Annotated in this window: 27 protein-coding genes and 1 pseudogene; 14 read left to right on the forward strand and 14 right to left on the reverse strand. The window is 66.8% G+C overall.

Translation table 11 applies throughout. The features are described 5' to 3' along the window. Window positions 1–69: 69 nt before the first annotated feature. The 5 genes from recO to B5X82_RS10300 all read right to left on the reverse strand — a co-directional run bounded on the left by recO (window position 70) and on the right by B5X82_RS10300 (window position 4,570). Window positions 70–801, reverse strand: a complete 732-nt coding sequence (gene recO, locus B5X82_RS10280; protein WP_079648072.1) for a DNA repair protein RecO — start codon at window positions 799–801, stop codon at window positions 70–72. Window positions 802–850: 49 nt separating this feature from the next. After that, window positions 851–1,816, reverse strand: a complete 966-nt coding sequence (locus B5X82_RS10285) for a polysaccharide deacetylase family protein (protein WP_079648073.1) — start codon at window positions 1,814–1,816, stop codon at window positions 851–853. After that, window positions 1,816–3,738 (reverse strand): excinuclease ABC subunit UvrC, encoded by a 1,923-nt coding sequence (uvrC, locus tag B5X82_RS10290; RefSeq protein ID WP_079648074.1) that lies wholly within the window; start codon window positions 3,736–3,738, stop codon window positions 1,816–1,818. Before uvrC ends, B5X82_RS10285 begins: the two co-directional genes overlap by 1 nt. A gap of 71 nt (window positions 3,739–3,809) precedes the next feature. After that, a complete protein-coding gene (locus tag B5X82_RS10295) occupies window positions 3,810–4,073 on the reverse strand; it encodes a hypothetical protein (protein ID WP_079648075.1) in 264 nt (87 codons plus the stop codon). A 56-nt stretch (window positions 4,074–4,129) separates the two neighbouring features. After that, on the reverse strand, window positions 4,130–4,570 hold the full coding sequence (locus B5X82_RS10300) for a MarR family winged helix-turn-helix transcriptional regulator (protein ID WP_079648076.1): 441 nt from the start codon (window positions 4,568–4,570) through the stop codon (window positions 4,130–4,132). Between the two features lie 65 nt (window positions 4,571–4,635). Between B5X82_RS10300 and B5X82_RS10305 the strand changes: the two genes are divergently transcribed. Continuing rightward, entirely contained in the window at window positions 4,636–5,376 is a 741-nt protein-coding gene (locus tag B5X82_RS10305) for a DUF899 domain-containing protein (protein WP_079648077.1), read from the forward strand. Window positions 5,377–5,601: 225 nt separating this feature from the next. Here B5X82_RS10305 and B5X82_RS10310 read toward each other — a convergent pair whose 3' ends face one another. The 9 genes from B5X82_RS10310 to B5X82_RS10345 form a co-directional block, all read right to left on the reverse strand. Further along, a complete protein-coding gene (locus tag B5X82_RS10310; RefSeq protein ID WP_012050660.1) occupies window positions 5,602–6,219 on the reverse strand; it encodes an ATP synthase subunit B in 618 nt (205 codons plus the stop codon). 13 nt (window positions 6,220–6,232) lie between these two features. Further along, entirely contained in the window at window positions 6,233–6,724 is a 492-nt protein-coding gene (locus B5X82_RS10315; protein ID WP_079648078.1) for a F0F1 ATP synthase subunit B family protein, read from the reverse strand. Between the two features lie 62 nt (window positions 6,725–6,786). After that, window positions 6,787–7,014, reverse strand: coding sequence for a F0F1 ATP synthase subunit C (locus B5X82_RS10320; protein ID WP_012050658.1), 228 nt, complete (start codon window positions 7,012–7,014; stop codon window positions 6,787–6,789). Window positions 7,015–7,060: 46 nt separating this feature from the next. After that, window positions 7,061–7,846 carry a F0F1 ATP synthase subunit A gene (locus B5X82_RS10325; protein WP_079648079.1) on the reverse strand — a complete coding sequence of 262 codons (786 nt, stop codon included), beginning with the start codon at window positions 7,844–7,846 and terminating at the stop codon, window positions 7,061–7,063. A gap of 39 nt (window positions 7,847–7,885) precedes the next feature. Further along, window positions 7,886–8,206: an AtpZ/AtpI family protein gene (locus B5X82_RS10330; protein WP_079648080.1), complete on the reverse strand. Its 321-nt coding sequence runs from the start codon at window positions 8,204–8,206 to the stop codon at window positions 7,886–7,888. Between the two features lie 257 nt (window positions 8,207–8,463). Beyond that, on the reverse strand, window positions 8,464–8,814 hold the full coding sequence (locus tag B5X82_RS26355) for a hypothetical protein (protein ID WP_139385083.1): 351 nt from the start codon (window positions 8,812–8,814) through the stop codon (window positions 8,464–8,466). A gap of 309 nt (window positions 8,815–9,123) precedes the next feature. Beyond that, complete coding sequence (locus B5X82_RS10335) at window positions 9,124–9,498, reverse strand: YdbL family protein (protein ID WP_079648081.1); 375 nt, start codon at window positions 9,496–9,498, stop codon at window positions 9,124–9,126. Then, window positions 9,495–9,662: a YnbE family lipoprotein gene (locus tag B5X82_RS10340; protein WP_125727210.1), complete on the reverse strand. Its 168-nt coding sequence runs from the start codon at window positions 9,660–9,662 to the stop codon at window positions 9,495–9,497. The genes B5X82_RS10335 and B5X82_RS10340 overlap by 4 nt, the downstream gene beginning before the upstream one ends. Window positions 9,663–9,771: 109 nt before the next feature. Beyond that, entirely contained in the window at window positions 9,772–12,933 is a 3,162-nt protein-coding gene (locus B5X82_RS10345; RefSeq protein WP_079648083.1) for a YdbH domain-containing protein, read from the reverse strand. Window positions 12,934–13,127: 194 nt separating this feature from the next. On the opposite strand from B5X82_RS10345, the gene B5X82_RS10350 reads away from it, so the two are divergent. The 13 genes and pseudogenes from B5X82_RS10350 (at window position 13,128) to B5X82_RS10410 (ending at window position 24,127) form a co-directional block, all read left to right on the forward strand. Next, window positions 13,128–14,906, forward strand: a complete 1,779-nt coding sequence (locus tag B5X82_RS10350) for a hypothetical protein (protein WP_079648084.1) — start codon at window positions 13,128–13,130, stop codon at window positions 14,904–14,906. A gap of 11 nt (window positions 14,907–14,917) precedes the next feature. Then, the gene (locus tag B5X82_RS10355; protein ID WP_079648085.1) at window positions 14,918–15,922 is read left to right on the forward strand and encodes a KpsF/GutQ family sugar-phosphate isomerase; all 1,005 of its coding nucleotides are present in this window, start codon (window positions 14,918–14,920) and stop codon (window positions 15,920–15,922) included. Between the two features lie 56 nt (window positions 15,923–15,978). Further along, window positions 15,979–16,527 (forward strand): annotated as a pseudogene (locus B5X82_RS10360) (JAB domain-containing protein); the annotation flags it as partial. Between the two features lie 239 nt (window positions 16,528–16,766). Continuing rightward, window positions 16,767–17,957: a tyrosine-type recombinase/integrase gene (locus B5X82_RS10365; protein ID WP_235862653.1), complete on the forward strand. Its 1,191-nt coding sequence runs from the start codon at window positions 16,767–16,769 to the stop codon at window positions 17,955–17,957. Window positions 17,958–18,075: 118 nt separating this feature from the next. Next, complete coding sequence (locus tag B5X82_RS10370) at window positions 18,076–18,441, forward strand: type II toxin-antitoxin system RelE/ParE family toxin (protein ID WP_079648088.1); 366 nt, start codon at window positions 18,076–18,078, stop codon at window positions 18,439–18,441. Window positions 18,442–18,446: 5 nt separating this feature from the next. Then, the gene (locus tag B5X82_RS10375) at window positions 18,447–18,818 is read left to right on the forward strand and encodes an XRE family transcriptional regulator (protein WP_079648382.1); all 372 of its coding nucleotides are present in this window, start codon (window positions 18,447–18,449) and stop codon (window positions 18,816–18,818) included. 105 nt (window positions 18,819–18,923) lie between these two features. Continuing rightward, window positions 18,924–19,361: a thermonuclease family protein gene (locus B5X82_RS10380; RefSeq protein ID WP_079648089.1), complete on the forward strand. Its 438-nt coding sequence runs from the start codon at window positions 18,924–18,926 to the stop codon at window positions 19,359–19,361. 164 nt (window positions 19,362–19,525) lie between these two features. After that, window positions 19,526–20,476 (forward strand): ArdC family protein, encoded by a 951-nt coding sequence (locus B5X82_RS10385; RefSeq protein WP_079648090.1) that lies wholly within the window; start codon window positions 19,526–19,528, stop codon window positions 20,474–20,476. Window positions 20,477–20,637: 161 nt separating this feature from the next. After that, on the forward strand, window positions 20,638–22,779 hold the full coding sequence (locus B5X82_RS10390; RefSeq protein ID WP_079648091.1) for a ParB/RepB/Spo0J family partition protein: 2,142 nt from the start codon (window positions 20,638–20,640) through the stop codon (window positions 22,777–22,779). Window positions 22,780–22,838: 59 nt separating this feature from the next. Continuing rightward, on the forward strand, window positions 22,839–23,060 hold the full coding sequence (locus tag B5X82_RS10395; protein ID WP_079648092.1) for a hypothetical protein: 222 nt from the start codon (window positions 22,839–22,841) through the stop codon (window positions 23,058–23,060). 97 nt (window positions 23,061–23,157) lie between these two features. Then, on the forward strand, window positions 23,158–23,574 hold the full coding sequence (locus B5X82_RS10400; RefSeq protein ID WP_079648093.1) for a hypothetical protein: 417 nt from the start codon (window positions 23,158–23,160) through the stop codon (window positions 23,572–23,574). After that, window positions 23,571–23,834, forward strand: a complete 264-nt coding sequence (locus B5X82_RS10405; RefSeq protein WP_079648094.1) for a DUF6117 family protein — start codon at window positions 23,571–23,573, stop codon at window positions 23,832–23,834. Before B5X82_RS10400 ends, B5X82_RS10405 begins: the two co-directional genes overlap by 4 nt. Next, the gene (locus B5X82_RS10410; RefSeq protein ID WP_079648095.1) at window positions 23,831–24,127 is read left to right on the forward strand and encodes a hypothetical protein; all 297 of its coding nucleotides are present in this window, start codon (window positions 23,831–23,833) and stop codon (window positions 24,125–24,127) included. The genes B5X82_RS10405 and B5X82_RS10410 overlap by 4 nt, the downstream gene beginning before the upstream one ends. Window positions 24,128–24,277 lie beyond the last annotated feature (150 nt).

Here is a 24,277-nt window from a genome sequence, read left to right on the forward strand (position 1 = left end):
CGAACCTTTCTCATGCAATCGTCGCCCGCCCCCTGCCCTGCCCTGCGCGCCCGCGCAATGCGTTTGTCGTCAAGCCAGCCTTCCGATCCGGTCGACCAGCCGCCGCCGCGCGTCGAGCGCATCGGCCCGCCGGTCGACGAGGATGTCGCGCGCCAGGAAATGGCCGGTCAGCCGCATCCCGTCGACAATGTCCGACCAGTCGCTGTCGGCCGAGGGATCGACCAGGAAGGCCGGCAGCGGCAGTAGCCGGGCTGCATAGGGCTCCCCCGCCGCCCGCGACACCGCCCCGCCGCTCTTCGGGCTGACGAAAGCGAGATCGTCGCGCGCCCCGGTCGCGGCGCAGGCTGACAGGTCGAGCGCATAGCCGAGGTCGGCCATCAGCATCAGTTCGTAGCGGACCGCGGCCGCCGCCCAGCCCCGCGCCGATGGTGCATATTCGATCGCGGCCAGCACCGCTTCGAGCGCCTCGTAGAGCCGGCCGTGCGGCTGCCCCTCGGCCAGCGCGGCGGCGGTGAGGCTCGTCAGCCAGTCGATCGCCGCCGCCGCGAGCGGCTCGGCGAGCAAGCCGGCCCGGCTGTGCGACAACTCTACCGTCAGGCCCGGAAGCTGCTCGGCGGTCCGCGCCCGGAATTCGGCCTCGACCAGATTGCCGGGGACCAGCACCGGCCGCAGCCGCCGCGATCGGCCGCCGCGCACATAGCCCGCGAGCAGGCCATTGTCGGGGGTGAGCGCACGGACGATCGCGCCGTGCTCCCCATGCGCGCGCATCGCGCAGATGATGGCGGTGGTGCGGACCTGCATGGCGGGGTTCAACCGTGGATCGGCGCCGTGCGCAAGCGTCGCCGGACCGTCAGGTGCCGCGCTCCTCGACCTGATCTGCCCAGAGCTGCTCGATCAGGCGGCCCATGCGGCGTAGCCCGGCCGGAGGCAGCGGCATCGACGGTCGGTCGAGCGGCAGGTCGCCCAGCTCGGTGAAGAAGGCGGTGGGAAAGCGTTTCCGTTCCTTCGACAGGAAGGCGCAGAGATCCTCGAAGCGCTTCACATGGACCTTGTTGGGGGCGGTGCCGGCGCGGTTGGCCAGCTCGCCGCTGCCGGTGACGATGGTGACGATGGGCTGCCGCTGATCGGCGGCATGGAGGATCGCCGCCTTGATCTCGCCGAGCGACAGCGCGCAAATGCGCAGCGCGAGCGGGCCGCCGCTGGCGCCGATCACCGTCACCGGCACCTCAACCACGCCCTGATGCAGGACCGGCGCGATCTGTTCGCGCGGGAGGCTGATCGCGCTCGGCCAGGGATGATGCTGGCCGTCATGGCTGCTGTCGAAGCGGAAGCCGAGATCGGCCAGCACGCGCAGGCTGTCGTCATCGGCGGCATGGTCGCCGGCGCGGAAGGCGATCGGATCGGGCGCCCCGGCCTCCATCAGCAGGTCGCGGGCGCGCCGGATCAGCTCGCGCTGGACGCCGCGATCATGACCGGTCAGATAGGGTTCGTCGCTCTCGCCGGCCCAGCACGGCTGGAGAAGGAGCTGTACCTCCTGCCCCGCTTCGAGGATCGGCTCGACCATGCGCCGGACCGAATCGATCCCGAAGCCGCAGGCGGGCATCGGATCGACGAAGAAACAGGCCTTCAGCGCATATTGGGCGAGGATGCGGAGCTGATAACGGACGCCGACCCCTGCCGCCTCATAGGATCGCTGGTAGGCGGCCTCCCAGCGCGCACCCTCCGGCCCTGGCGGCCAGGCGAGCGCGGTGTCGACGGTCAGCAGGACACGCGTCTCCGGCTCCGCCGATGCGGGGGAGATGGGGCTCGCGGCCATCAGCCGCCCGCGTGGAAATGATCGTGGATCGCCCGCGCCATGGCGCGCGAAACACCGGGCGCGCGTTCGAGATCCTCGAGCGAGGCCGCGCGGACCGCGCGCGCCGTGCCGAAATGCATCAGCAGCGCCTTCTTGCGCGCCGGGCCGATGCCGGGAACGTCGTCGAGCGGGCTCTTGGTGAAATTGGCAGCCCGCTTGGTGCGATGCGCGCCGATCGCGAAGCGGTGCGCCTCGTCGCGCAGCCGCTGGAGATGGAAGAGCAGCGGCGAATTGGGCGGCAACATCGCCTCCCGCCCGCCGGGCAGGTGGAAATGCTCGCGCCCCGCATTGCGGTCGGGGCCCTTGGAGATGCCGACGACGGGAACGTCCTGCACGCCCATTTCCTCCAGCACCTCGCACACCGCACCGAGCTGTCCCTTGCCGCCGTCGATCAGCAGCAGGTCGGGCCATTCGCCGCTGCGCCGTTCAGGGTCCTCCTTCTCGAGCCGCGCGAAGCGGCGTTCGAGCACCTCGCGCATCATCGCGAAATCATCGCCGGGGGCGGTTTCGGGCCGCTTGATGTTGAACTTGCGATAGCTGCCCTTGCGGAACCCCTCCGGCCCCGCGACGATCATCGCGCCGACCATATTGGTGCCCATGATGTGGCTGTTGTCGTAGACCTCGATCCGGTCGGGCGGCCCCTCCAACTCGAACAGGTCGGCCATCTCCTGGAAGATGCGGCCCTGGGTAGTGGATTCGGCGAGCCGGCGGTCGAGCGCCTCGCGGGCGTTGCGGCGCGCCTGCTCCATCAACTTGCGCTGCTCGCCGCGTTGGGGAACCTTGATCTGCACCTTGCGGCCGGCGCGTTCGCCGAGCGCCTGCGCGAGCAGCTCGGCCTCGGCAGGCTCGCCGCCGACGAGGACGAGGCGCGGCGGCGGCACCTCCTCGTAGAACTGCATCAGGAAGCTGGCGAGCACCTCCGGCTCGGGCACGTCGGCGGTGTGTGCGGGGAAGAAGGCGCGGTGACCCCAATTCTGGCCGCCGCGGATGAAGAAGGCCTGGATGCAGACGGTGCCCGCCTTGCAATCGAGCGCAAAGACGTCGGCGTCGGCGACGCCTTCCGCGTTGATCGCCTGGCTGCCCTGAATGAAGGTCAGCGCGCGCAGCCGGTCGCGATAGACGGCGGCGAGCTCGTAATCCATCGCCTCGGCGGCGGCGCTCATCGCCTCGCCCAGCTTCTTCTGCACCTGGGTCGACTTGCCGGTGAGGAAGGCCTTGGAGTCGTCGACCAGTTCGGCATAGTCGGCCTCGTCGATCCGGCCGACGCAGGGCGCCGAGCAGCGCTTGATCTGGTAGAGCAGGCAGGGCCGGTCGCGATTGGCGAAGAAGCTGTCCGTGCAGGAGCGCAGCAGGAACAGCTTCTGCAACGCGTTGAGCGTCCGCGTCACCGATCCGGCGCTGGCGAAGGGGCCGAAATACTGCCCCTTGGCGCGCCGCGCGCCGCGATGCTTCTGGATGCGCGGAAAGGCGTGGTCCTCGCGCAGCAGGATGAAGGGGAAGCTTTTGTCGTCGCGCAGCAGGACGTTGTAGGGCGGGCGATAACGCTTGATGAGCTGCGCCTCGAGCAGCAGCGCCTCAGCCTCGCTGTTGGTGGTGACGATCGTCATCGACCGGGTCTGCGCGACCATGCGGCTGAGCCGCTTCGGCAGGCGCGCCACCTGGGTATAGTTGGAGACGCGGTTCTTGAGCGCACGCGCCTTGCCGACATAGAGGACGTCGCCGCGCGCATCCTGCATCCGGTAGACGCCGGGCCGCGCCGGCAGGGTCTTCAGCACGTTGCGGATCGCGGCGACGCCGGCCTCCAGATCGGGCGCGTCGGTGCCGCGCACCGTATAGACGCTCTTCTCCTCGTTGAACCGGTCGTTCTGGATCGTATCGCTCACCGGGATGATCTAGGATGGGACAAGGGCCGTCGCAACGCCGCGCGAACGCTTATCCCCATCAACGACGCCGATCAGGCGGGCAGCAAGCCCATCACCGCATCGGGCCGGCTGATCCCCGCCGCGAGCAGCAGCAGCAACGCGATGGCACCCCGCACCGCGCCCGAGGGCGCGATCGCCGCGAGCGGCCCGTCGGGACGGTTCCACAGCAGCGGCAGCGCCAACAGGCCCGACAGCAGCATAGCCCAGACGAGCATGTCCGGCAGGGCGTTGCCCAGGTGCGCGCGCACCCCGCCCAGCAGCATCAGCCATGCCCAGATCCAGCCGATCGCACCCATGATCGGCGCTTTAGCCGGCGCGGGTGTCGAAATCGTAAATGGCGCCGCGATGGGGATCAGACGATCGTGCCGAGATCGTGCCGCAGCCGATCGACGTCGACGCCGACCATCGACCGTTCGACCGCCGCATGGGTATCGCGCCAGATCGGCACCGCCTCGGCCAGCAGCGCCTCCCCTTCCGGGGTGAGCAGGATGTTGCGGCCACGGCGATCGGCCGGATCGACGGCGGTTGTCGCCAGCCCCCGCCGTTCGAGCGGCTTGAGCGCCGCCGTGAGCGTGGTCCGGTCCATGCCGAGCAGTTCGGCGACGACGCCGATGGTCGGCGCCTTCGGCCGGTTGAGCGACATCAGCAGCGAGAATTGCTGGTTGGTCAGGCCGACCGGGCGCAATGCCTCGTCGAACCGCCGCGCCAGCACCCGCGCCGCACGCTGGGCATGGAGGCACAGGCAATGATCGCGAACGTGAAGGGTGGTGTCGAACGGGACCGGCTTTGACATGAAATCACTATGTTGATATCAACATTATAAATCAAGATAATCTGTAGGAACGAGGAGGTCGTACCATGGTCGATCATGCCGTCGTATCGCGCGAGGAATGGCTGCGCGCCCGCCGCGTGCTGCTGGCCAAGGAGCGGGAGGCGACCCATCTGCGCGACGCGGTGAACGCGGCGCGGCTCGCTCTGCCCTGGGTCCGGGTCGACAAGAACTACAGGTTCGACACGCCGGACGGCGAGCGCAGCCTGGCAGATCTGTTCGACGGCCGGTCGCAGCTCATCGTCTACCATTTCATGCTGGGGCCGGGCTGGAAGGCGGGCTGCCTCGGTTGCTCCTTCCTCGCCGATCATTTCGACGGCGCCCTGCCCCACCTCAACCATCACGACGTGACGCTGGTCGCGGTGTCGCGCGGCTCGCTCGCGTCGATCGAGGCCTATCGGCAGCGGATGGGGTGGCACTTCCCCTGGGTGTCGTCGGCGGGCAGCGACTTCAACTTCGACTATGGGGTGTCCTTCTCCGACGAGCAGCTCGACAGCGGGCAGGTCGAGTATAATTACGAAGCGCTCAAGGTCGGCGAGCGCGGCGGCGACCATGAGGAATCGCCGGGGCTCAGCGCCTTCTTCAAGGACGAGGACGGTACCGTCTACCATAGCTATTCGAGCTATGCCCGCGGCTTCGAGGAGCTGATCGGGACGCTGATGATCCTCGACCGCGCGCCCAAGGGCCGCAACGAAAATGGCACGATGAGCTTCGTGCGGCGCCACGACGAGTATGAAGATACGCCCAAGGCAGCCTGCTGCGCCCATTGAGAGTCGGGATATTCGGCTGCGATCGCCGCCACCGCTTTCCCATCCGCCCGTCATTCCCGCGAAAGCGGGAATCCATTGAGGGCGGTCGGCAAGAGCCGATGCGCTTCGTGACCGTGGATTCCCGCCTTCGCGGGAATGGCGAAGGGGGGCGTGCTTCGAACCCCGGCCAAACAGAAAAGGCCCGCCGATCGCTCGGCGGGCCTTTTCGTTGTCCGGTCGGACCGCTTAGAAGCGGGCGTTCCCCAAGGCGTCGATGGCGCCGTCGATCAGGGCCTTGTCCGCCTTGGCGTTGTTGCGCTCGGCGATCAGGGCGCCGGCTGCGGCAGCGGCGGCGCTCGCCGCCTTGGCGCGGACCTCGGCGACCGCACCGCGTTCGGCGGCGGCGATCTTGTCCTCGGCCATCTTGCCGCGACGCTCGATCAGCGCGGTCGCGTCGACACGCGCCTGACTGACGATCGCCTCGGCCTCGGACCGGGCATGCGCCAGCATCTCTTCGGCTTCCTTGGCGGCGGCTTTCGCCTTCGCCTCATATTCGGCCTTGAGCTTCTCGGCATCGGCGCGGAGCGCCGCGGCCTCGTCGAGATTCGCGCGGATCGAGGCGATCTTCTTGTCGAGCGACGCGCCGATGACCGACGGCACCTTCTTCCAGAGCAGGAGAAGGATGACGATGACCATCGCCAGCGACACCCAGGCCGTGGCCGTCATGCCGAGCGCAGTCGGATCGACGTGATGTTCCTCGGTGCCCGCGGCGGCGTGGCCGGCGCTGACATTCTCGGGCAGGCCCTCAAGCGAGGCGGCGTCGGCGAGGTTGTCGGCGACCAGGGTGGAGGCGTTTACAGACATTCGACGTCTCCGTTCAGGCGGCCAGCGCGGCCTTGACCGCGCCTTCGGCGGCGGCCTTGTCGACCTCGATGCCCGAAACCTTGGCGACGATCTCCTGCGCGGCCTCGGCGGCCACATTCTCGATCTCGGCCAGTGCCTTGGCCTGCGCCGCCTTCAGCGCCGCATCGGCCTCGGCCGCCTTGGCGGCAAGCGCCTCGTCGGCCGCCTTGACGCGCTTCTCCGCCTCGGCGGTCGCCGCCGACTTGGCATCCTGCGTCGCCTTCAGCGCGGCAGCGCGGGCTTCCTCGATCCGGGCCCGATAGGCCGCTTCGGTCTCGTCAGCCGCACCGCGAGCAGCCTCGGCGGCGGCGAGATCGGAGGCGATCTTCTGGTCGCGCGCGTCGACGGTGGCTTCGATCTTCGGCAGCATCCCCTTCCCGATCACGAAATAGATCAGGCCGAAGACGATCAGCAGCCAGAAGATCTGCGAAGCGTAGGTCGCGGCGATCTGGGCGATCTGAGGCATCGATACTTCCTGTTGTCGTTGCAGTCCGGGGGGCCGGCGCGAACCGGCCCCTCAACCAACTGTTAGGCGACGAACAGCAGGATCATCGCGACGACGAACGCCAGCAGGCCGAGAAGCTCGGCGGCGGCGAAGCCGATGAAGAGGCGGCCCTGCTGGCCGTCGGCAGCGGCCGGGTTGCGCAGCGCGGACTCGAGGAACGAGCCGAACACGTTGCCCACGCCCAGCGCGGCCATGCCCACGCCGATGGCTGCCAGACCGGCACCGATCAGCTTTGCGGCTTCTGCGTCCATGATAAACTCCTTAGCGTTGAACAGGTTGATGTTGTTGCAGTGAAACTCAGTGCAGGTTGATCGCGTCGTTGAGGTACAGCGACGTCAGCAGCGCGAACACATAGGCCTGGATGGCGCACACCAGCAGTTCGAGCAGGGTGATGCCGATCATCAGGATGAAGCTGGGAATCGAGACGATCGCGACGGTCAGCGCGCCGGCGTTGATGCCGTTGATCACAAAGCCGGCGAGGACCTTCATCAGGATGTGCCCCGCGGTCATCGCGACGAACAGTCGCAGGCCCAGCGAGAAGGGGCGGATGAGGAAGGAGAACAGCTCGATGACGAAGATCATCGGGATCATGTAGCCGGGCGTGCCGTGCGGCACGAACAGCGAGAAGAAATGGAAGCCGTGGCGCCAGAAGCCGACAACCAGCACGATCGAGAAGCTGATCACGGCCAGCACGCCGGTGACCGTCAGGTGGCTGGTGACGGTGAAGGGGTGAACGCCGACGACGCCGGTAGGCATCATGCCCATGATGTTCGCGATCAGGATGAACATGAACAGCGAGAAGACATAGGGCGTGAACTTCTTGCCCTCGGGCCCGATGTTCGTCGCCATCATGCCCGAGACGAAGCCGGTGAAGCTCTCCACCGCGGCCTGCCAGCGGCCGGGGACCAGATCGCGCTTCATGCCGCCGATCATGAAGATCAGCAGCGCCGCGAGCGTCACCACCATCCACATCGCCGAATTGGTGAAAGCGATGTTATGGCCTGCAATCGACCAACCCTGACCGAACAGCGGTTCGATCATGAACTGGTGCATCGGATCGATCTTGCCCGATTCGGCTGCCACGCTTGCCTTACCCCTGCTTATGCCAAAAGCGTCCGGAAGCTATTCCGGGCGCTCCTGAGAAATCCGTATGATGTTCCTGAAGGCGACCGCGATTCCGAGGAACAGCATCACCAAAAGGAGCCAGGGCTTGGTCCCGAGCCAGCGATCGAAGCACCAGCCCAGCAGACTTCCGCCGACAATACCCGCGATCAGTTCGGCCAGCACGCGGTTGCCCTGGGAATATCCCTTCTCGGGCTTCTTGTGCACGCTCGCCGTTCTGACCCTTTCGGCATGCTGGGCCGCCTGCAACCGCTCATCGAGCGATGTAAGACGCTGATCCCCCACGCTTTCCGGGTCCTGCCCGGGATCATTTGCCGCCATGCCGAATCCCTTCCTCGTCGCGGAAAGGCTGCGTCATGCCGACGAGCGACCCCGCCAAGGCGAGGCCCCTTTAGGAAGGGGGGTCCCCCGAGTCAACAACGGTGAGGGAGGAGGGACGAAAGGAGATCGCCGCCACGCTCCATCGGCGGCGCGAACGCCACATCACCGACAGGTCACCCAATCAGTTCACCAAACCGATCCACGCGCCTGAAAAGAAGAGGCGCCAGAGGTGCGCGCAGCCCCATCCGACGGGTCGATCAATTCAAAAAGCGCACCCACAGACCAGAAAAAAACAGCAATTGAAGCCCTATATAAGCCGCCGGAGCCATCCACATGTTGCGACTGTTTCGCAAACCCAACCAAAGCAGACTCGCAATGATATAATAAAATATAAAATTACAAGTCGCTGAAATATAGAATATTTTCAATAATTCATGAATGGGTACAGAGCCATCCACATCACCAGAAAACAGAAAATAAAAAGGATAAACAGTCAAAACTGGTATCGTTAGAAAATATGCCTTCAAAATTAAAACAAGTAGCGCACATACCGCCGCCACGACGACTCCCAACACCCCGCCAATTGAAGAATATCGCAGATAGGACATACTGCTATTTGATCCAAGGCCTCTGAGTTTCGATAAAGCCGTTTGGCCAAAAGGCCGGCACCGTATCCACACCCCCATCCTTCATTCACCGGGATATTGGATACCCAGCAAATCGAGCATTTTCTGGACCTGCTCGTTGCGCGATGGCTTTGTATCCGGCGGAAGCCCTCGAAGCATGCGACTTTATCTCCTCTCATCGCCCAGCTTTATGCTGGCCCGATTTTCATACCGAGCAGCGGAGAAAAAGTTAAGAACAAAACGAGAACAATAGATGCAGAACGGCCCGCCGTCAAGCGGGCGTCACTCCATTCAGCCGCAATAGTCGGGTGTGATCGATTCCGATCCCTTGCGGGTCTGCCAGCCGCCGTCCTTCAGCTTATAAGCCTGGCCGGGCTTGACCGCGCGGAGCGTCTGGCACGCCGTGGTCTGGGCGAACTGGTCGACCGTCACGTTGCGCGCCGCGGCGACCTGGGTGTAACCGGCGCGGCGCTTGATGTTGATCGCGTCGACCGCCGCCTTGAGGTCGCCCGAGGGCGGCGAGACGAAGCCGAGATAGCCGTCCCACTGCTCGCCGACCTTGCCGGCCGAGAGCGCCTGCTCGACGACCGGGTCGGCGGCGAGCGCGGGGGCGGCCACGGCCAGCGCGGCGGCGGCGATCAGGCTGGTCTTGAACAGGTTCATCATTGCGGAAACAGCTCCGGGTTGTTGGCGATGAAATCCTCGGCATCCTTCTGGAGCCGAACGACCACCTCCTGCTTCACATTGACGTTGAGGTTGATCTCGATCGGCTTGTCCGGCGCCGCGACCTGGATGCAACCGACCAGCAACAGGCCGGGAGCGATCACCATCGCGGGCGCCAGGGCGCCGATAGGGGCGAACGTCGTCCTCTTCATGGCCTGACGCTCGCACCGCAACGCTTCATCGTCAATCTCGGGATGTTCATCGCATGGCCTCGCTTTACCTTGGCTGAATGGGGGGCTGAACGGGGGACGGGGGCGGCACGGTTCCGGCCGGCGGCTCGACCTCGATCGCCCCGGCCGCGGTGTTGCGCAGCACGATCGAGGGATCGACGAAGGTCTGCGCCGAGTTGACCAATCCCCGGAAAGGCGCCGAGATGGTGATCTTGAACCGGAACGGCAGTCGCGTGATCGGCGCGAGCAACCGGCCGACGATCCCGCCGTTGCGCGCGGTTTCCTGCGGCTTGTCATTGGTGCCGTCGAAGCGGACCTGGCTGACGATCTCACCGTCGAGGCTGCCGTTGAGATCGATCGTCAGCCGGTCGTAGCGCATCGACTTGAGCGCATCGAAGGCGATCCGCGCCATCCGGCCGAGATCGGCATTGGTGACGTCGCCGACATAGGACAGCGTCCCGCCGCCCGGCCGGACCTTCAGCATGCCATTCTCGATCCGGCCGCCCTTCGCATCGAAGATGATCGGCAACAGGCCGTCGAACGTCCCGGTGACCGCGATGTTCTTGAATTCGAGTTGCTGAACGAAGGTGGCGGCGTCGAGGCCGGTGATGCGGAAGGTCAGGTGCCGCGCGACCGGCTGGGCCATGTCGAGCACGGTCGGCTCGAGCGTGAGGGTGCCGCCTGCGAACGGCCAAGTGCCGTCGCTGACCGCCAGCTTGCGATCGGGCAGGATCCGGTAATGGATGACGCCGTCGGTAACGGCGACGCCTGGATTGGCCTCGGCGATCGTCACCGTCTGGTCTGGCGCGGTGACCAGGCCGAGCAGGTCGGTGAAGCGGATCGTGCCCTTGAGCCCCGTGACCGGACCAAAGGCGGCGGCGAGGTTGAGCCCATCGGTGCGGAACTCCCCGTCGCTCGTCACATTGCCGCCGGCCCAGCGGATCCGCCCCTGCCCGTCGATCGTGCCGACGACATTGGCGATCATGCCCAGCGTCAGGGGCGTGACCGCTTCGGGCTGGAGCGCCTTGCCGAAGCGGAGCTGGTCGACGTCGAGCACCGCATCCCCGGTGCCGCGCGACAGATCGTGCCGGACGGCGACGCGGGAGATGGGCTGATTCGAGCGCGGCTCGCGCAGAGTCGCGGTCGCGGCGATCCGACCACCGTCGAGCGTGAGCCGGACGTCGTTCGCGACGAGAGGGTGGAAACGGGGCGACGCGGTCTCGGCATCGGCGACGCGGACGGTGCCGTCGAGCGACAGGCGGCTGCCGGCGAGCGCCCATTGGCCCCCGCCCTCGGACAGCAGCAGCGGCACCGCGGCGAGCTTTCCCGCCGTTCCCTCGAAGCGGCCGCCCAGCCCCTGCGGACTGACGCGACCGTCCAGCGCCGTCACGTCCAGCCGCGTCGGATCGGCGGAATCGCCGAGGCGAACGGCGAGGCTGTCGAGGCGGAAGCCCGGCCGGGCCACTGCCACATCGATCGAACGGGCGGTCATCGTCAACGGCTGGTCGCCGACCCTGCCCCGCAGCCGCGGCGTCGCGATCCGCGCGCCACCAAACATCCCGCCGGCCGGGGTTCGCCCGACCAGTGCCCCGCCGACCGGACAAAGCAGCAGGTTCGAACGGCCGATCACCGTCCCGGCGATGGCGAGCTGGCGGAAGCCTAGCGGCGCGCAGGCGGGATTGAGGACGAAGCCCCCCTTCCCGCTGACGGCAAATTGGATCGGCAGGTCGAGCCCTTCGACGCGGCCGTCGGCGAGCGGCCCATCCATCGTCACCCGGGTCGACACCAGCGTCCGACCGCCTGTACCCGGCCCGAACCGGATCGGCGCGAGGACCAGCCGCGCGCCGTCGGCCGCATAGGGCTCAACCGTCGCCGATCCGGTGAGCGGTGCGCCGGGCATCGCCTGCCGCAGGCTGATCAACGCCTTAGGGAGCCCTCCGCCCGACAGCTCGACGCTGGCATTGGCGATCAGCCCCCCATGGGGCCAGCGCCAACCGAGGCCTTCCGCCTGCTCCGAGCGGACCAGCAGGCGGGCGCCGCCCGGCGAGGTGAGCGCCAGCCGCTCGACACGCAGGCTGCTACCCTGTCCAGCCCGATTGAAGGTGAAGGCGGCCGTTCCGTCGATGTGACGGCCGGCCTGGCGGAGCGCCTTGCCCCAGGCGTTCAGGATCGGTCCGACCGGTGTCGCCTCCGCCGACGCCAGGGTGTGGGCGAGGCTATCGGCCATGGTCGGGTCGATCCGGGCGCCGGCGAGGCGCAGATCACCGGCGACCGAGGCACCACCGGTGCGCGGATCGATCCGGTAATCGCCGTCGAGTGCCAGCCGATCGAGACCGGATCCGCCTGACAGAACCCGTTCAGCGACCAACCGCGCCTTGCCGGTGATGCGATCGGCGGAGGCGTCGAAGTCGACCGGCCCGGCCAATCGACCGATACGGGTCGTCCCCGCTTCTACGCCGCCCTCGATGAACGTCAGCCGGCCGGTCCAGCGGGTCAGGTCGCTCTTCCCCTTGGTGTCGATCGCCAAGCGCGGGGCGCGGACGACCGCACCGGGGCAACGGACTTCACCGACCGTCGCGATCCCCCCAACCGAAGGACGCCCGCCGTCAACCTGCAGCCCCAGCCGTACAGCGATCTCATGGGCCGCGCAGCCGCCGCTCACCAGCCGATCCGATCCGAGCGCCAACGTCCCGCGAAAACCATCCTTGAGATTGCCGCCACCGTCGAGCGTGGCATTCACCACGCCCTGCGGCGTCGCGATGTCGGCCCGGATCGCCCGTGCCGTCAGGATCATGTCGGGCAACGAGAAAGGTTGGTCGCTCTTCGTCGCCGGCAGCAGCCGGTCGATCGCGCCGAGCGACAATTTGCCGTCGATCAGCCGCCCGTGCAGCCGCACTCCGCCGGCATCGACCGCATGGACACTGACGCCCGAAAGGCCGATCGCCAACTCGATCTCCGCCCAGTCGGCGGTCAGGTCGGGCGCGCGCGGATCGCCGATGCGGATCGCCTCGATCCGATGGGTGCGGACGCCGATATGTGCGAGCCGGTAGCTGGCCGGCACGTTCCGCGCCCGTAGCGCCTCGTCGATGTAGGAGGCCGCGATCGGCACTCGCTCGATCCAGAGCCAGCCAACCCCGCCCGCTAACAGTACGGCCCCTGCACCGGCCAGGATCAGCGGGCGGGACAGGCGACGGGAAGCATCCTCCATGGGCGCACGCTTAACGGTTCGACGCGCGCGCGTCACCCCGGAGGAAGCAATCGCTCCGATCTACTCCTCGCATCGGTCCCGACCCGGAAAACATGGTTAACCAACCCTCAATGCTTTGGACCTATTCCCTCGACCCTATCGAAACATGCGGCGGAGGCGGCCGGTTCCTGCGATCGGCGGCCGTGGAGATTCGAGTGACCATCCAGAATGCCAACGCGATCGTCCAACGGATCGGCCCCTGCCGGATCGCCCTCGACCAAGCCGCCTTTCCCGAGCTGAGCCGCGAACTCGCGCTGATGGGCTGCGAGACAGCCGATATCGCACTCGGCTTCCCGCCCCGGCCGCACGGCCTGACCGCCGGTTTCCTGTCATGGACCCAGCCCGATGCGAGCCGGGCCTTCGCCACCGCGCTTCGACGCTTCGACGCGATGGACGCCCTGATCCTGCAGAGCTGCGGACAGGATCGCCGGTCGCTGGAGGGCGACCTCTTCGCGGCGGGTTGGCAGCGGCACCCCGGAGGCATGATGCCGGGCGAATATCCCGGCTGGACCGCGGCGACCCTACCGGGCGTCAGCATCTGGCAACGGGTGCGCGGCCCGGCCGGGGACTGGCTGCGCAAGGGCGCCGAAGCCGATGCTCTGATCGCCCGCTACGCGACCGCCGCCACCCATGTCCGTCCCGGCGATCGGGTGTTGATCGACGGCATAGGCGCAGCCGACGGCGCGTCGATCCTGATGGCCTCTTCGCGCGCCGGCTCGGTCGTGCGTGTCGATGGCGGAGAGACCGATATCGGCGGTGAAACGGTCAACGAGCAATTCGATCGGCTGGCCGACGAATCGATCGACCTGATCGTAGCGATCGAACCCGCCGTGCCGACCGACTGGCTGGCACGGCTCGACGATTATGCGCGGCTACTCAAATATGACGGCCGCATCCTGATCGGCTGGCAACTGGGGAACGGCGACACGAAGCGACCGGCCAATTGGCAGGATTTCAGCGACGCCGTGTCCGATCGTTTCCTGCCGGAGAAGCGCTATGTCGAAATGGCGCTCGGCCCGGATCCGCTGGGCGCCTGTGCGATCTTCCCGATCGAGGCCGACCAGGTCGCCGCCACCGACTGGCTGATGCTCGTCGCATCGGTCAACCCGCTGCTCGGCGCGAACCATGCGCAGGACTACGACCACCCCGCCTTTCCGCGGGCCCAGGGGCCACTGCCGGCGCTGGTCGACTTCGGAAACGCCTATGACAATCCCTGGCTCTACCGGTCGATGGTGCAGATGGGCGAACGGCTGGGGCCCGACGTCAAGCTCGCCCGCTTGGCCGAATGCGTGATCGAGGATTCGCGCGAGGATTCGGCAGATCGCGGCGCCGCAATCGCGGTGCTCGGCTATCGGGTGCTGGAGATGCGGCGCGGCGACCTGGCGCTGTCGATGCTGCCGCTGATCGAGGCCTATGTCGGCGTTCCGCTGACCGACGATACGCCGGTCCACGTCCGCCGCTGGCGGATCTCGCTCGCCTTCCTCGCCGGCCGGCTCAACGAGCTGGCGGACGACCGCGCGGCCGCGAAGCGCTGGTATCGCGCGGCGGCCGAAGCCGACTGGTCGGGCTTCTCACCGCTGCTGGCCACCAAGAGCATCGCCGCCGCCTTCTTCGAGGCGCGCATCCACCTTGCCGATGGCGACCCGCAGACTGCGCTCGCCTGCTTCCGCCACGGCGCCGATACCGCTCTCAAGGCCGCGGCCTTTCCGCACGATCGACAGATGGGTCCCGACGGACAGCCGCTGCCCTTCTACCTGCAGGAGCTGGCGGAGGTGATCGACATGGGATCGCAATGCGCCAATGCGCTGGCCCATTTTCCGCTCTGGCAGCGCGATCCGGGCCTGTTCTGGCGCCAGGTCGACATCCGCCGCTTCGGCCTCGCCTCCTGGGCGCGCGACCTCGAACGTGAGAATGAACGGCTGCGGGCGGCCTAGGAGAAATCGTCATGTACCAGGATGGGGATATTCGCGCGAAGGTTCCCGCCGCCAGCCGCCAGCGCATTCTAGACGAGGGACGCGAGGTGCTGGGGGTCGAGGCGCAGGCGCTGACCCTAATGCGCGATGCGCTCGATGAGGATTTCGCGCGGACGGTCGAGCTAATCCTGGCCACGCAGGGGCGCGTGGTGGTCAGCGGCATGGGGAAGTCGGGCCATATCGCCCGCAAGATGGCGGCGACCTTCGCGTCGACCGGGACGCCCGCGATCTTCGTCCATCCAGGCGAAGCCGCGCACGGCGATCTCGGGATGTTGCTGGCCGGCGATCTGCTCGTCGTCCTCTCCAATTCGGGAGCGACTCCCGAGCTTGGCCCGATCATGACCTATGCACATGACCTCGGCTGCCCGATCGTCGCGATCACCGCCCAGCGTCACTCGCCGATGGCACGGCAGGCAAGCGCGGCAATCATCCTGCCAAAGGTGCGGGAGACCTGCCCGGTCAACATCTCGCCGACCACTTCGACGACACTGATGCTCGCGCTCGGCGACGCGCTTGCGGTGTCGACGATGTCGATGCGGGGGATCACGCGCGCGGAGCTCGAGCGGCTCCATCCGGGCGGCCACATCGGTCTGCGTCTGCTGCCGGTCAACGACATCATGCATGTCGGCGATCGGCTACCGATCGTCGCGGCAACTACGCCGATGCGCGAGGTTCTGGTCATCATGACCGAGAAGAGCCTGGGGATCGCGGGGGTACTCGACGGCGACGGCCGGCTGGTCGGCACCGTCACCGACGGCGACTTGCGACGCAACATCGACCGGCTGCTGAACAGCGTGGCGGGCGACGTGATGACCCGCCATCCGAAGACGGTACCCGACGGCACCTATGCCGAGGACGCCAAGGCGATCCTGGCCGCGAACAAGATCACCGCCCTGTTCGTGATGGATCATGATCGGCCCGATACGCCGATCGGCCTGATCCACATCCACGATTTCAACCGGATCGGCATGAACTGAGAATCGCCGGTCGACAGCGATGGCAAGCCCGCTAAAATCAGTTAGCCTGCGCAACGATGACGACCACCTCCACCGATCCCGGCGCCGACGCCACTGGCCATCGCGCCCGGTTACGCCGGCGACTGGCCGAAGGCGGGCCGGATGCGCTGCTCGATCATGAACTGATCGAATATCTGCTCGCCCTCGCCATTCCGCGGCGCGACACCAAACCGATGGCGCGTGCGCTGCTCGCGGAGTTCGGGGGCCTCGGCCCGCTATTGTCCGCAGATCCGGAGTCGCTTGCACGGGCTGGACTGAGCGAAGGCGTGGTCGCGGCCCTCAAGATCGCCGAAGCGTCGGCACTGCGCCTGCTTCGCAGCAAGGTGCAGGACCGGCCGATCCTCTCGGACTGGCAGGCATTGGCCGATTATCTACGCGCCGACATGGCGCACCGTGCCGTCGAGCGGGTCCGCGTCCTGCACCTGAACAGCAAGAATATCCTCATCCGAGACGAGCTCGTCTCGGAAGGTTCGGTCGATCAGGCTGCCGTCTACGTCCGCGAGATCATCCGGCGTGCGCTGGAACTCGGTTCGGCAGCGCTCATCATCGTCCACAATCATCCCACTTGGGCTTTTTGATCACGTTCAGTCACGTTATATCACGTTGAAACACAACAGCTTTTAGGCTTGTCGTGGAGTCGGCCATTGTGGCATATTGGGGTCGGTTTTGAGGGGATCGACGCCCTTTTTGACCCCAGTCGCCGACCCCACCTACCCGTCGCGCGACCCCACTTGGAAGCCGTCGGAGAAGCCCAGTGCCAAGCCTTACAGATGGAGAAATTCGCCGAGCCCTGAAACAGGTGGAAATGACCGGCAAGCAGCTCAGCCTGGTCGACGGCGAGGGTCACGGAACGGGGCGCCTCGTTCTCGTGCTGAAGCCCATGCCAACCCGCGTAACCGCCGACTGGATGGCGCAGCAGTGGCGCGACGATAAGCGCATCAAGAAGAAGCTCGGCTCGTATCCGTCGATGTCCCTCAGCAAGGCGCGCGAGATATTCAACCGCGACTTCGCAGAAAGAATCCAGAAGGGCCGTAGCATCAAGATTGCTGGCGACACCCGCCCCGGAACCGTCGCCGACCTGTTCGAGGCTTATGTCGCCTACCTCAAGGCCGGGGGAAAGCCGTCCTGGAAGGAGGCGGAAAAGGGCCTCAACAAGATCGCCGATACGCTCGGGCGCAACCGGCCTGCCCGCGACATCGAGCCCGATGAGATCACGGAGATCATCCGCCCCATCTACGAGCGCGGTAAGCGTTCAATGGCGGATCATGTACGCAGCTATATCCGCTCGGCCTTTAGCTGGGGCCTGAAATCCGAGCACGACTATCGCACCACCGCCGCCCGCCGCTTCCGGCTGGTATACAACCCTGCCGCCAGCATACCGACGGAGCCCAAAACAATCGGAACGCGCTGGCTGAGCGAGGAGGAGTTCGTTCGGCTCTATCGCTGGCTGGAATGCCCCGACACGCCGGTTCATCCTTCCTATCCCCGCGCCATCCAGATCATCATGTTGACCGGCCAGCGCGTCGAGGAAATCGCCCGCCTCCATGTCGATCAATGGGACGCCCGGGAGCGGATCATCGACTGGACCAGGACCAAGAACCTTCAGCCGCACGCCGTTCCGGTGCCCTCGCTTGCCGCCGAACTGATCGAGTCGATCACCCCGAACAAGTACGGCTGGTTCTTCCCCTCCGCCAAAGACCCGTCGAAGCCGGTCAGCCACGGAACTCTCTACAGTTTCATCTGGCGTCAGCGGGAGCGCGGGGTGATCCCCCACGCGACCAACCGCGATCTGCGCCGGACCTTCAAGACCCTGGCCGGCAAGGCCGGTGTCCCGAAGGAAATCCGCGACCGTATCCAGAACCACGCCTTGCAGGACGTCAGCTCGAAGCACTACGACCGCTGGAACTACATGGTCGAAAAGCGCGCCGGCATGGCGAAATGGGACAAGTTCGTCCGCGCCATGCTCGCCAAGAAGCGGCTGAAGGCGGCGGCGTGAGCGGCGTGCGCCCCATGCCCGCGCCTTGCCGCACCCACACCGAAAACCGGCTCCGCCTTGGATTCGCACAACGGGTCGCCGTCTCATCGCCCTTGACTCCACATAGCTTGGAGGCTATATGACTTGGGACGTTAAGCTGCATGATGCCTTCGAGGCAGAGTTTGCCGCTCTTGAGCGCGCCGTCCAAACCGAACTCCTGGCCGTCGCCAAGCTCCTTGGCGAATACGGCCCACAGCTCGGCCGGCCTTATGTGGACACGCTCAACGGCTCCAAACATGCCAATATGAAGGAGATGCGCTTCTCTGCCGCCGATGGCGAATGGCGCGTCGCCTTCGCTTTCGATCCCGAGCGCAACGCGATCGTGCTGGTCGCGGGCGACAAATCGGGCGGCAGTCAGAAGCGTTTCTACAAGCAGCTCATTGCAAAGGCGGACAGCCGGTTTTCCGTACATCTGGAAAACCTGAAACCCGCAAAGAAGGGATGACCGATATGGGCCGGAGCCTGACCGACGTTATCGCCTCGCTGCCGCAGGACCAGCAGGCCGAGATCGAGACCCGCTATCAGCAGATGCGGCAGGAGGTCGAAGGTCTGCGGGAATTGCGCCAGATCGCTGGCAAGGCCCAGGAGGACATTGCGACCGCGCTGAACATCAAGCAGCCGTCTGTCTCCAAGATCGAGAAGCAGGCCGATATGTATTTGTCGACCCTGCGGAGCTATGTGGAGGCGGTCGGCGGCAAGCTCGAATTGATCGTTCAGCTTCCTGGCGCGCCAGCGCTTCGCCTCGATCATCTTGGCGACATCGCGGAAAGCCGCCGGCCGGCGCGCACGGTCGCGCGTCGGCGCGCCGCTGCAGGCGCATAGCCCTCCCCCAGCAGGTTTCACAATCATCGGAAGTAGCCGGGCCGCGGATTGGACTCCGCAACACCGCGATGCGGCAGCCGGTCAGACGGAAGCGAGAACCCGACTATGCGTATTGCGATCGGCCTGACGTTGCTGGGGGCAATGACCGTGGCGACGGAGGCCAAGGCCGATCCCTGCAAGGCCATTCCTGACCGCGGTCCGATGCCGTCCTATCTCCACCGCGACGCGCACTTCGCCGGCCCCGTGGTCTATGTCGGGGACGGCGACTCGCTATGCGTAGCCGTGGGCCAAGGGCCAGAGAACTGGGTCGAGATACGGCTCGAGGATTTCTACGCACCCGAGCTCCACTCCCCCACCGGTCCCGATGCCAAGGCCGCGCTGGAAAGGGTCGCCATGGGCCGAAACGCGGACTGCATCGCCGACCACAAGTCCTACGACCGTGTTGTCGCCACCTGCCGGATCGGCGGGCGCTCCATCGGGGATCTGCTGCGAACGGTCGGAGGCGCCGAAGGTGGTAACGGATACGCCCGGAGCAGGAATTAGCCTGCGGGGAACGCCTTCCCCTGCGGCCGAGCCACGGTCTCGGCCGACCCCTTCTGCGGGGAGATTCCCCGCAACGCCCCTGTAGAGTGAGAGTGCGGACGGGATTTCCGTGACGGGTTGAGGGCTGGAGAAGAGGTCTCCGGCGCCCGTCGCGGAGAACCGCGATGTTCAGGAATGACCGCAACGCGCGGGCCGGCTCGGGCCGCGCGAGCCTTTACGACGACATCACCAGCAAGATCATCGCCGAGCTGGAGGCAGGCCGGTTCCCCTGGGTCCAGCCCTGGGGTACGGCCACGGTCAAGGCGCCCCTCGCCATGCCGAGGAACGCCGCCACCGGGCGGCACTATACGGGGATCAACGTGCTGATCCTCTGGGGCGCGGTAATCCAGCACGGCTTCCCGGGCCAGAGCTGGCTCACCTTCCGCCAGGCCCTATCGCTCGGCGGCAATGTCCGCCGGGGCGAACGCGGCACTACCGTCGTCTACGCCGACCGCTTCACGCCGGAGGACGAGAAACGCCGCGCCCGCGAAACCGGCGAAGAAGCCGCCGCGATCCCGTTCCTCAAGCGATTCACGGTGTTCAACGCGGCGCAATGCGATGGGCTGCCGGAGGACGTCACCATTGTGGCTCCACCGCCTCCGCCCGGCCTCATTGAACCGCGGGTCGAGGCCCTGATCCGGGCGACCGGCATCGACTTCCGCATCGGCGGCGCCCGCGCCTTCTATGTTCCAGCGCTCGACTATGTGCAGGTTCCGCCGCCCCAGGCGTATTTCGAGCCGATCAACTGGCACCGCACGGCCCTGCACGAGCTGGGGCACGCCACGGGCCATTCCTCCCGCCTCGACCGTGATCTCACCGGGGGCTTCGGCACGAAGAAGTACGCCTTCGAGGAGCTGGTGGCCGAGATCAACGCCGCCTTCTGCTGCGCCTCGCTCGGCATCACGCCCACCGTGCGCCACGCCGACTACATCGGCTCCTGGCTCGAGGTGCTGCGCGAGGACAATCGCGCCATCGTGCGCGCCGCCTCCCAGGCGAGCAAGGCTGCCGACTGGCTGCTCGGCTTTCTGCCGGACACCGATATCGGCGCGGCCGACGACGAGCGCGAGGCGGCGTGACGATCTGCGAAAACCGGAAAGGCGGAGAAGCGGGTTTCCGGCTTCACGCCTTTCCGCCCCCTCGGCGCGGCCCTCCTGAGAGTGAGAGGGCGGCGCTTCGCTTCGTGACGGGCCGGAGGTCGAGAGAGAGGCTCTCGGCCGCCCGTCGCGGAGTAACGATCATGGCGACTGCCATTCAGAAGATCACCCTGTCGTCGGCGCGCGACATCCCCTTCAACAAGCTGGTGCTGAGCCAGTCTAACGTCCGGCGCGTCAAGGCCGGCGTCTCGATCGAGGAGCTGGCGGAGTCGATCGCCCGGCGCGGCCTCATTCAGAGCCTGCATGTCCGTCCCGTCCTCGACGCCGATGGCGCCGAGACCGGGATGTTCGAGGTGCCGGCCGGCGGCCGCCGCTATCGTGCGCTCGAATTGCTGGTGAAGCAGAAGCGCCTGGCCAAGACCGCGCCGGTGCCCTGCGTCGTCGGCGACGCCAACAGCGACATCCTGGTCGACGAGGTCTCGCTGGTCGAGAACATGGAGCGCGCGCCGCTGCATCCGCTCGACCAGTTCCGCGCCTTCCAGGCCATGCGCGACAAGGGCATGACCGAGGAAGCCATCGCCGCCGCCTTCTTCGTCGGCGTCAATATCGTGAAGCAGCGCCTGCGCCTCGCTTCCGTCTCGCCGGTATTGCTCGAGATCTACGCCGACGACGGCATGACGCTCGAACAGCTCATGGCCTTCACCGTCAGTTCCGACCATGCCCGTCAAGAACAGGTCTGGGACGCAATCAAGGACGGCTGGCAGAAGGAGCCCTATCACATCCGCCGGTTGCTGACCGAAACCACGGTGCGGGCTTCCGACAGGCGGGCCGTCTTCGTCGGCGTCGAAGCCTATGAAGCGGCCGGGGGCATCGTGCTGCGTGACCTGTTCCAGTCCGATGACGGTGGCTGGCTGCAAGACCCGGCGCTGCTCGACAGCCTGGTGGCCGAGAAGCTCAAAGCCGCCGCCGACGAGATCGCCGGCGAAGGCTGGAAGTGGGTCGAGGCCGCCCTGAGCTTTCCCTACGGCCACGAGCACGGGCTTCGGCAGCTTGTCGGAACCACGGTCGACCTGACCGAGGAGGAACGCGCCACCTGCGAGGCGCTGCGCGATGAGTATGATCGGCTCGAAGCCGAATATGCCGAAGCCGACGAGCTGCCCGATGAGATCGACGCGCGTCTCGGCGAGATCGAACAGGCGCTCGACGCCTTCGAGCAGCGCCCGGCGATCTACGATCCGGCCGACATGCCCATTGCCGGCGTCTTCGTCAGCCTCGACGCCGACGGCTCGCTGTCGGTGGATCGCGGCTATGTCCGCCCCGAGGACGAGCAGCCGGTCGATCCCGAAAGGGACGATACGACCGAGACGGACGGCGGCCCCGACCAGTCGGCCACGCCCGCCGTTCAACGCGCCGTCGTGACCGTCGGCGGCCAGGCCGTCGAGCCGGAAGACGACGAGGAGGACGGCGTCAAGCCGCTGCCCGAGCGCCTCGTCATCGAGCTGACCGCGCACCGCACCCTGGCCCTGCGCAACGCCGTCGCCGAGCATCCCGACGTCGCCATGACCATGCTGCTGCACAAGCTGGTCAGCGACACCTTCCGGCGCCCCGCGCCGACGGGCTGCCTCGAGGCCAGCGTCCGCCACGTCTTCTTCTCCGCCCAACCGGAGGAGCTGAAGGACAGCGCGGCGGCGCACGAGATCGCCGAGCGGCACGGGCGATGGGGCGATCACGTTCCCGCCGACGACCAGGCGCTGTGGGACTGGCTCACCGATCTCGATTCCAGCACGCGCCTCGATCTGCTCGCCCATTGCATCAGCTTCGGCGTGAACGCGCTGTTCGAGCGGCCGAATCCTTACGGATCGGGCGTCAGCCAGCATGGCCTGGACGTGCGCCTCTCCCAGGCCGACCGGCTGGCGCGAGCCACCGGCCTCGACATGGTGGCTGCGGGCTGGCGTCCGACGGTCGGCAACTATCTCGGCCGCGTCACCAAACCCCGCATCCTCGAAGCCGTCCGGGAGGGCGCGGGCGAGCGGGCCGCCCAGCTCATCGACCACCTCAAGAAGGGCGACATGGCCAAGGAGGCCGAGCGCCTGCTCGCCGACAGCGGCTGGCTGCCCGAGCCGCTCCGCCTAGTCGATCCCAGCGATAGGCAGTCGATCGAACCGGGCGCGGAGGCCGACGCCGCAGACGAGGCCGCCCTGCCGGACTTCCTCAGCGACGACGGCGACGACGAGGAGACCGACGAGATCGAGGACGAGGACGCCCTGACGATCGCGGCCGAATGACCCTCACGGCGGGGAGCGGAAAGCGGCCGCTTCCCCGCATCGTCGCAAGGAGATCTCCCATGATTGACCCCGACCCGTCCACCACGCGCCGCGTCGTCTTTCAGTATCTCGTGCCCGTTCACGTCGAGGTCGAAGACGATCTCGTCGTTTGCGTCACCGTCATCGACGAAGCTCCGGTGCGCGATCCAACCCTGGTCGAAGGCGATGCCGGCTACCTGCCGGGAGCCGTCGCCGCCGCCGACGATGGCCAGCCCTGGCCGTCCTGGCGGTTCGGCTACTGACCGTCTTCGATCATCCCTCAACCCAGCCCGGCCCCAAGGTCCATAGTCTGCGCGGCTGTGCCGCGCGGGCCGGGCTTTCTCGTTTCAGGAGCCTGTGATGGCCGACTATTTCACGCATTTCTCGTGCCTTCTCGACGTGGGCACGCCCGAGAACGCCGCCCGCGCGCTCGATCTCTACAGCGCGCTGTCCGAGGACGGCGCATCTGAGGAACCACCCTCCGAAGGCTTCCTCCTCTCGATCCAGCCGGAGCATGGCGGCAGCCAGCTCTGGATGCGCGACGGCGTGACCGGCGATCCCGAGCGTCTCATCCAGTTCGTGAAGCGCTGCGCCGCCGAGTTCGGCCTCACCGGAAGATGGGGCTTCCAATACGCCAACACCTGCTCGCGGCCGCGCCTCGACGGGTTCGGCGGCGGCGCCCATGTCCTCGACCTCGCCACCGGCGAGACCGTGGACTGGATCTACACCGATGGCTGGCTCGACCAGATCATCTCCGGCGAGGGAGGCCCGCTATGAGCATCCCCTCCCATGCCCGGTCCAATTTCCAGACCCTGCTACGCGCAGCGGGCGACGGCAACCTCGCCCTCATGGAGTGCCTCGACGCAGCGACGGGCAGCCCGCGCTACGTCATCTGCGCGGTGGTGCGAGACAACGGCGATTACGTCTTCACGCCCTTCGGCCACCTTGCCGACGGCAATCCCTACGACGCCTATCTGCCGCCCGATCCCGACGACCCCGAAGGCTTCGTGCCGCCCGAGACGGGGGAGGCGCCATGACCGACATCGACGCCATCTTCGCGGCGGATCGCCAGCATCCGCCGCACGAACGGTCGCTACCCTGGTCCGAGACCAGAGGCGGCGTCACCGTCATCGTCGAGCCCAAGCCCCACTGGGCCAGGGACATGCGGGCGTTCCGAGCCGACGCCTGCGAATATTGCGCCTACGCCGACTGGACCACGAATGGCGCGCACGCCAGGTTCTTCGGCCATGTCGATACCTGCGGCGATGACCTGATCCGCAAGGCCCGCAAGCTCGTCGCCTCCGAGATCGCGGGCGGGCTCTGGAACTGATCCCCTCAAAAGCGCCCACCTCACGGTCGGGCGCTTTTTCCGTGTGGGCGCCTGGAGAGTGAGAGGGCCGCCGGTACGGGTTGGAGCCGGTGCGGTCGAGAGAGAGGCCCGCGCGGGCTCACCCAATCCCGCTCTCCAAGAGATTCCGAC

Origin of the sequence: Rhizorhabdus histidinilytica (genome assembly GCF_900167915.1) — a bacterium.
Taxonomy (GTDB): domain Bacteria; phylum Pseudomonadota; class Alphaproteobacteria; order Sphingomonadales; family Sphingomonadaceae; genus Rhizorhabdus; species Rhizorhabdus histidinilytica.

Bases quoted from the DNA above. Each gene is read 5' to 3' on its own strand.
- recO (WP_079648072.1), bottom strand. From the start codon at position 801: ATGCAGGTCCGCACCACCGCCATCATCTGCGCGATGCGCGCGCATGGG.
- B5X82_RS10285 (WP_079648073.1), bottom strand. From the start codon at position 1,816: ATGGCCGCGAGCCCCATCTCCCCCGCATCGGCGGAGCCGGAGACGCGT.
- B5X82_RS10295 (WP_079648075.1), bottom strand. From the start codon at position 4,073: ATGGGTGCGATCGGCTGGATCTGGGCATGGCTGATGCTGCTGGGCGGG.
- B5X82_RS10300 (WP_079648076.1), bottom strand. From the start codon at position 4,570: ATGTCAAAGCCGGTCCCGTTCGACACCACCCTTCACGTTCGCGATCAT.
- B5X82_RS10305 (WP_079648077.1), top strand. From the start codon at position 4,636: ATGGTCGATCATGCCGTCGTATCGCGCGAGGAATGGCTGCGCGCCCGC.
- B5X82_RS10310 (WP_012050660.1), bottom strand. From the start codon at position 6,219: ATGTCTGTAAACGCCTCCACCCTGGTCGCCGACAACCTCGCCGACGCC.
- B5X82_RS10315 (WP_079648078.1), bottom strand. From the start codon at position 6,724: ATGCCTCAGATCGCCCAGATCGCCGCGACCTACGCTTCGCAGATCTTC.
- B5X82_RS10320 (WP_012050658.1), bottom strand. From the start codon at position 7,014: ATGGACGCAGAAGCCGCAAAGCTGATCGGTGCCGGTCTGGCAGCCATC.
- B5X82_RS10330 (WP_079648080.1), bottom strand. From the start codon at position 8,206: ATGGCGGCAAATGATCCCGGGCAGGACCCGGAAAGCGTGGGGGATCAG.
- B5X82_RS26355 (WP_139385083.1), bottom strand. From the start codon at position 8,814: ATGTCCTATCTGCGATATTCTTCAATTGGCGGGGTGTTGGGAGTCGTC.
- B5X82_RS10335 (WP_079648081.1), bottom strand. From the start codon at position 9,498: ATGATGAACCTGTTCAAGACCAGCCTGATCGCCGCCGCCGCGCTGGCC.
- B5X82_RS10340 (WP_125727210.1), bottom strand. From the start codon at position 9,662: ATGGTGATCGCTCCCGGCCTGTTGCTGGTCGGTTGCATCCAGGTCGCG.
- B5X82_RS10345 (WP_079648083.1), bottom strand. From the start codon at position 12,933: ATGGAGGATGCTTCCCGTCGCCTGTCCCGCCCGCTGATCCTGGCCGGT.
- B5X82_RS10355 (WP_079648085.1), top strand. From the start codon at position 14,918: ATGTACCAGGATGGGGATATTCGCGCGAAGGTTCCCGCCGCCAGCCGC.
- B5X82_RS10365 (WP_235862653.1), top strand. From the start codon at position 16,767: ATGACCGGCAAGCAGCTCAGCCTGGTCGACGGCGAGGGTCACGGAACG.
- B5X82_RS10370 (WP_079648088.1), top strand. From the start codon at position 18,076: ATGACTTGGGACGTTAAGCTGCATGATGCCTTCGAGGCAGAGTTTGCC.
- B5X82_RS10375 (WP_079648382.1), top strand. From the start codon at position 18,447: ATGGGCCGGAGCCTGACCGACGTTATCGCCTCGCTGCCGCAGGACCAG.
- B5X82_RS10380 (WP_079648089.1), top strand. From the start codon at position 18,924: ATGCGTATTGCGATCGGCCTGACGTTGCTGGGGGCAATGACCGTGGCG.
- B5X82_RS10385 (WP_079648090.1), top strand. From the start codon at position 19,526: ATGTTCAGGAATGACCGCAACGCGCGGGCCGGCTCGGGCCGCGCGAGC.
- B5X82_RS10390 (WP_079648091.1), top strand. From the start codon at position 20,638: ATGGCGACTGCCATTCAGAAGATCACCCTGTCGTCGGCGCGCGACATC.
- B5X82_RS10395 (WP_079648092.1), top strand. From the start codon at position 22,839: ATGATTGACCCCGACCCGTCCACCACGCGCCGCGTCGTCTTTCAGTAT.
- B5X82_RS10400 (WP_079648093.1), top strand. From the start codon at position 23,158: ATGGCCGACTATTTCACGCATTTCTCGTGCCTTCTCGACGTGGGCACG.
- B5X82_RS10405 (WP_079648094.1), top strand. From the start codon at position 23,571: ATGAGCATCCCCTCCCATGCCCGGTCCAATTTCCAGACCCTGCTACGC.
- B5X82_RS10410 (WP_079648095.1), top strand. From the start codon at position 23,831: ATGACCGACATCGACGCCATCTTCGCGGCGGATCGCCAGCATCCGCCG.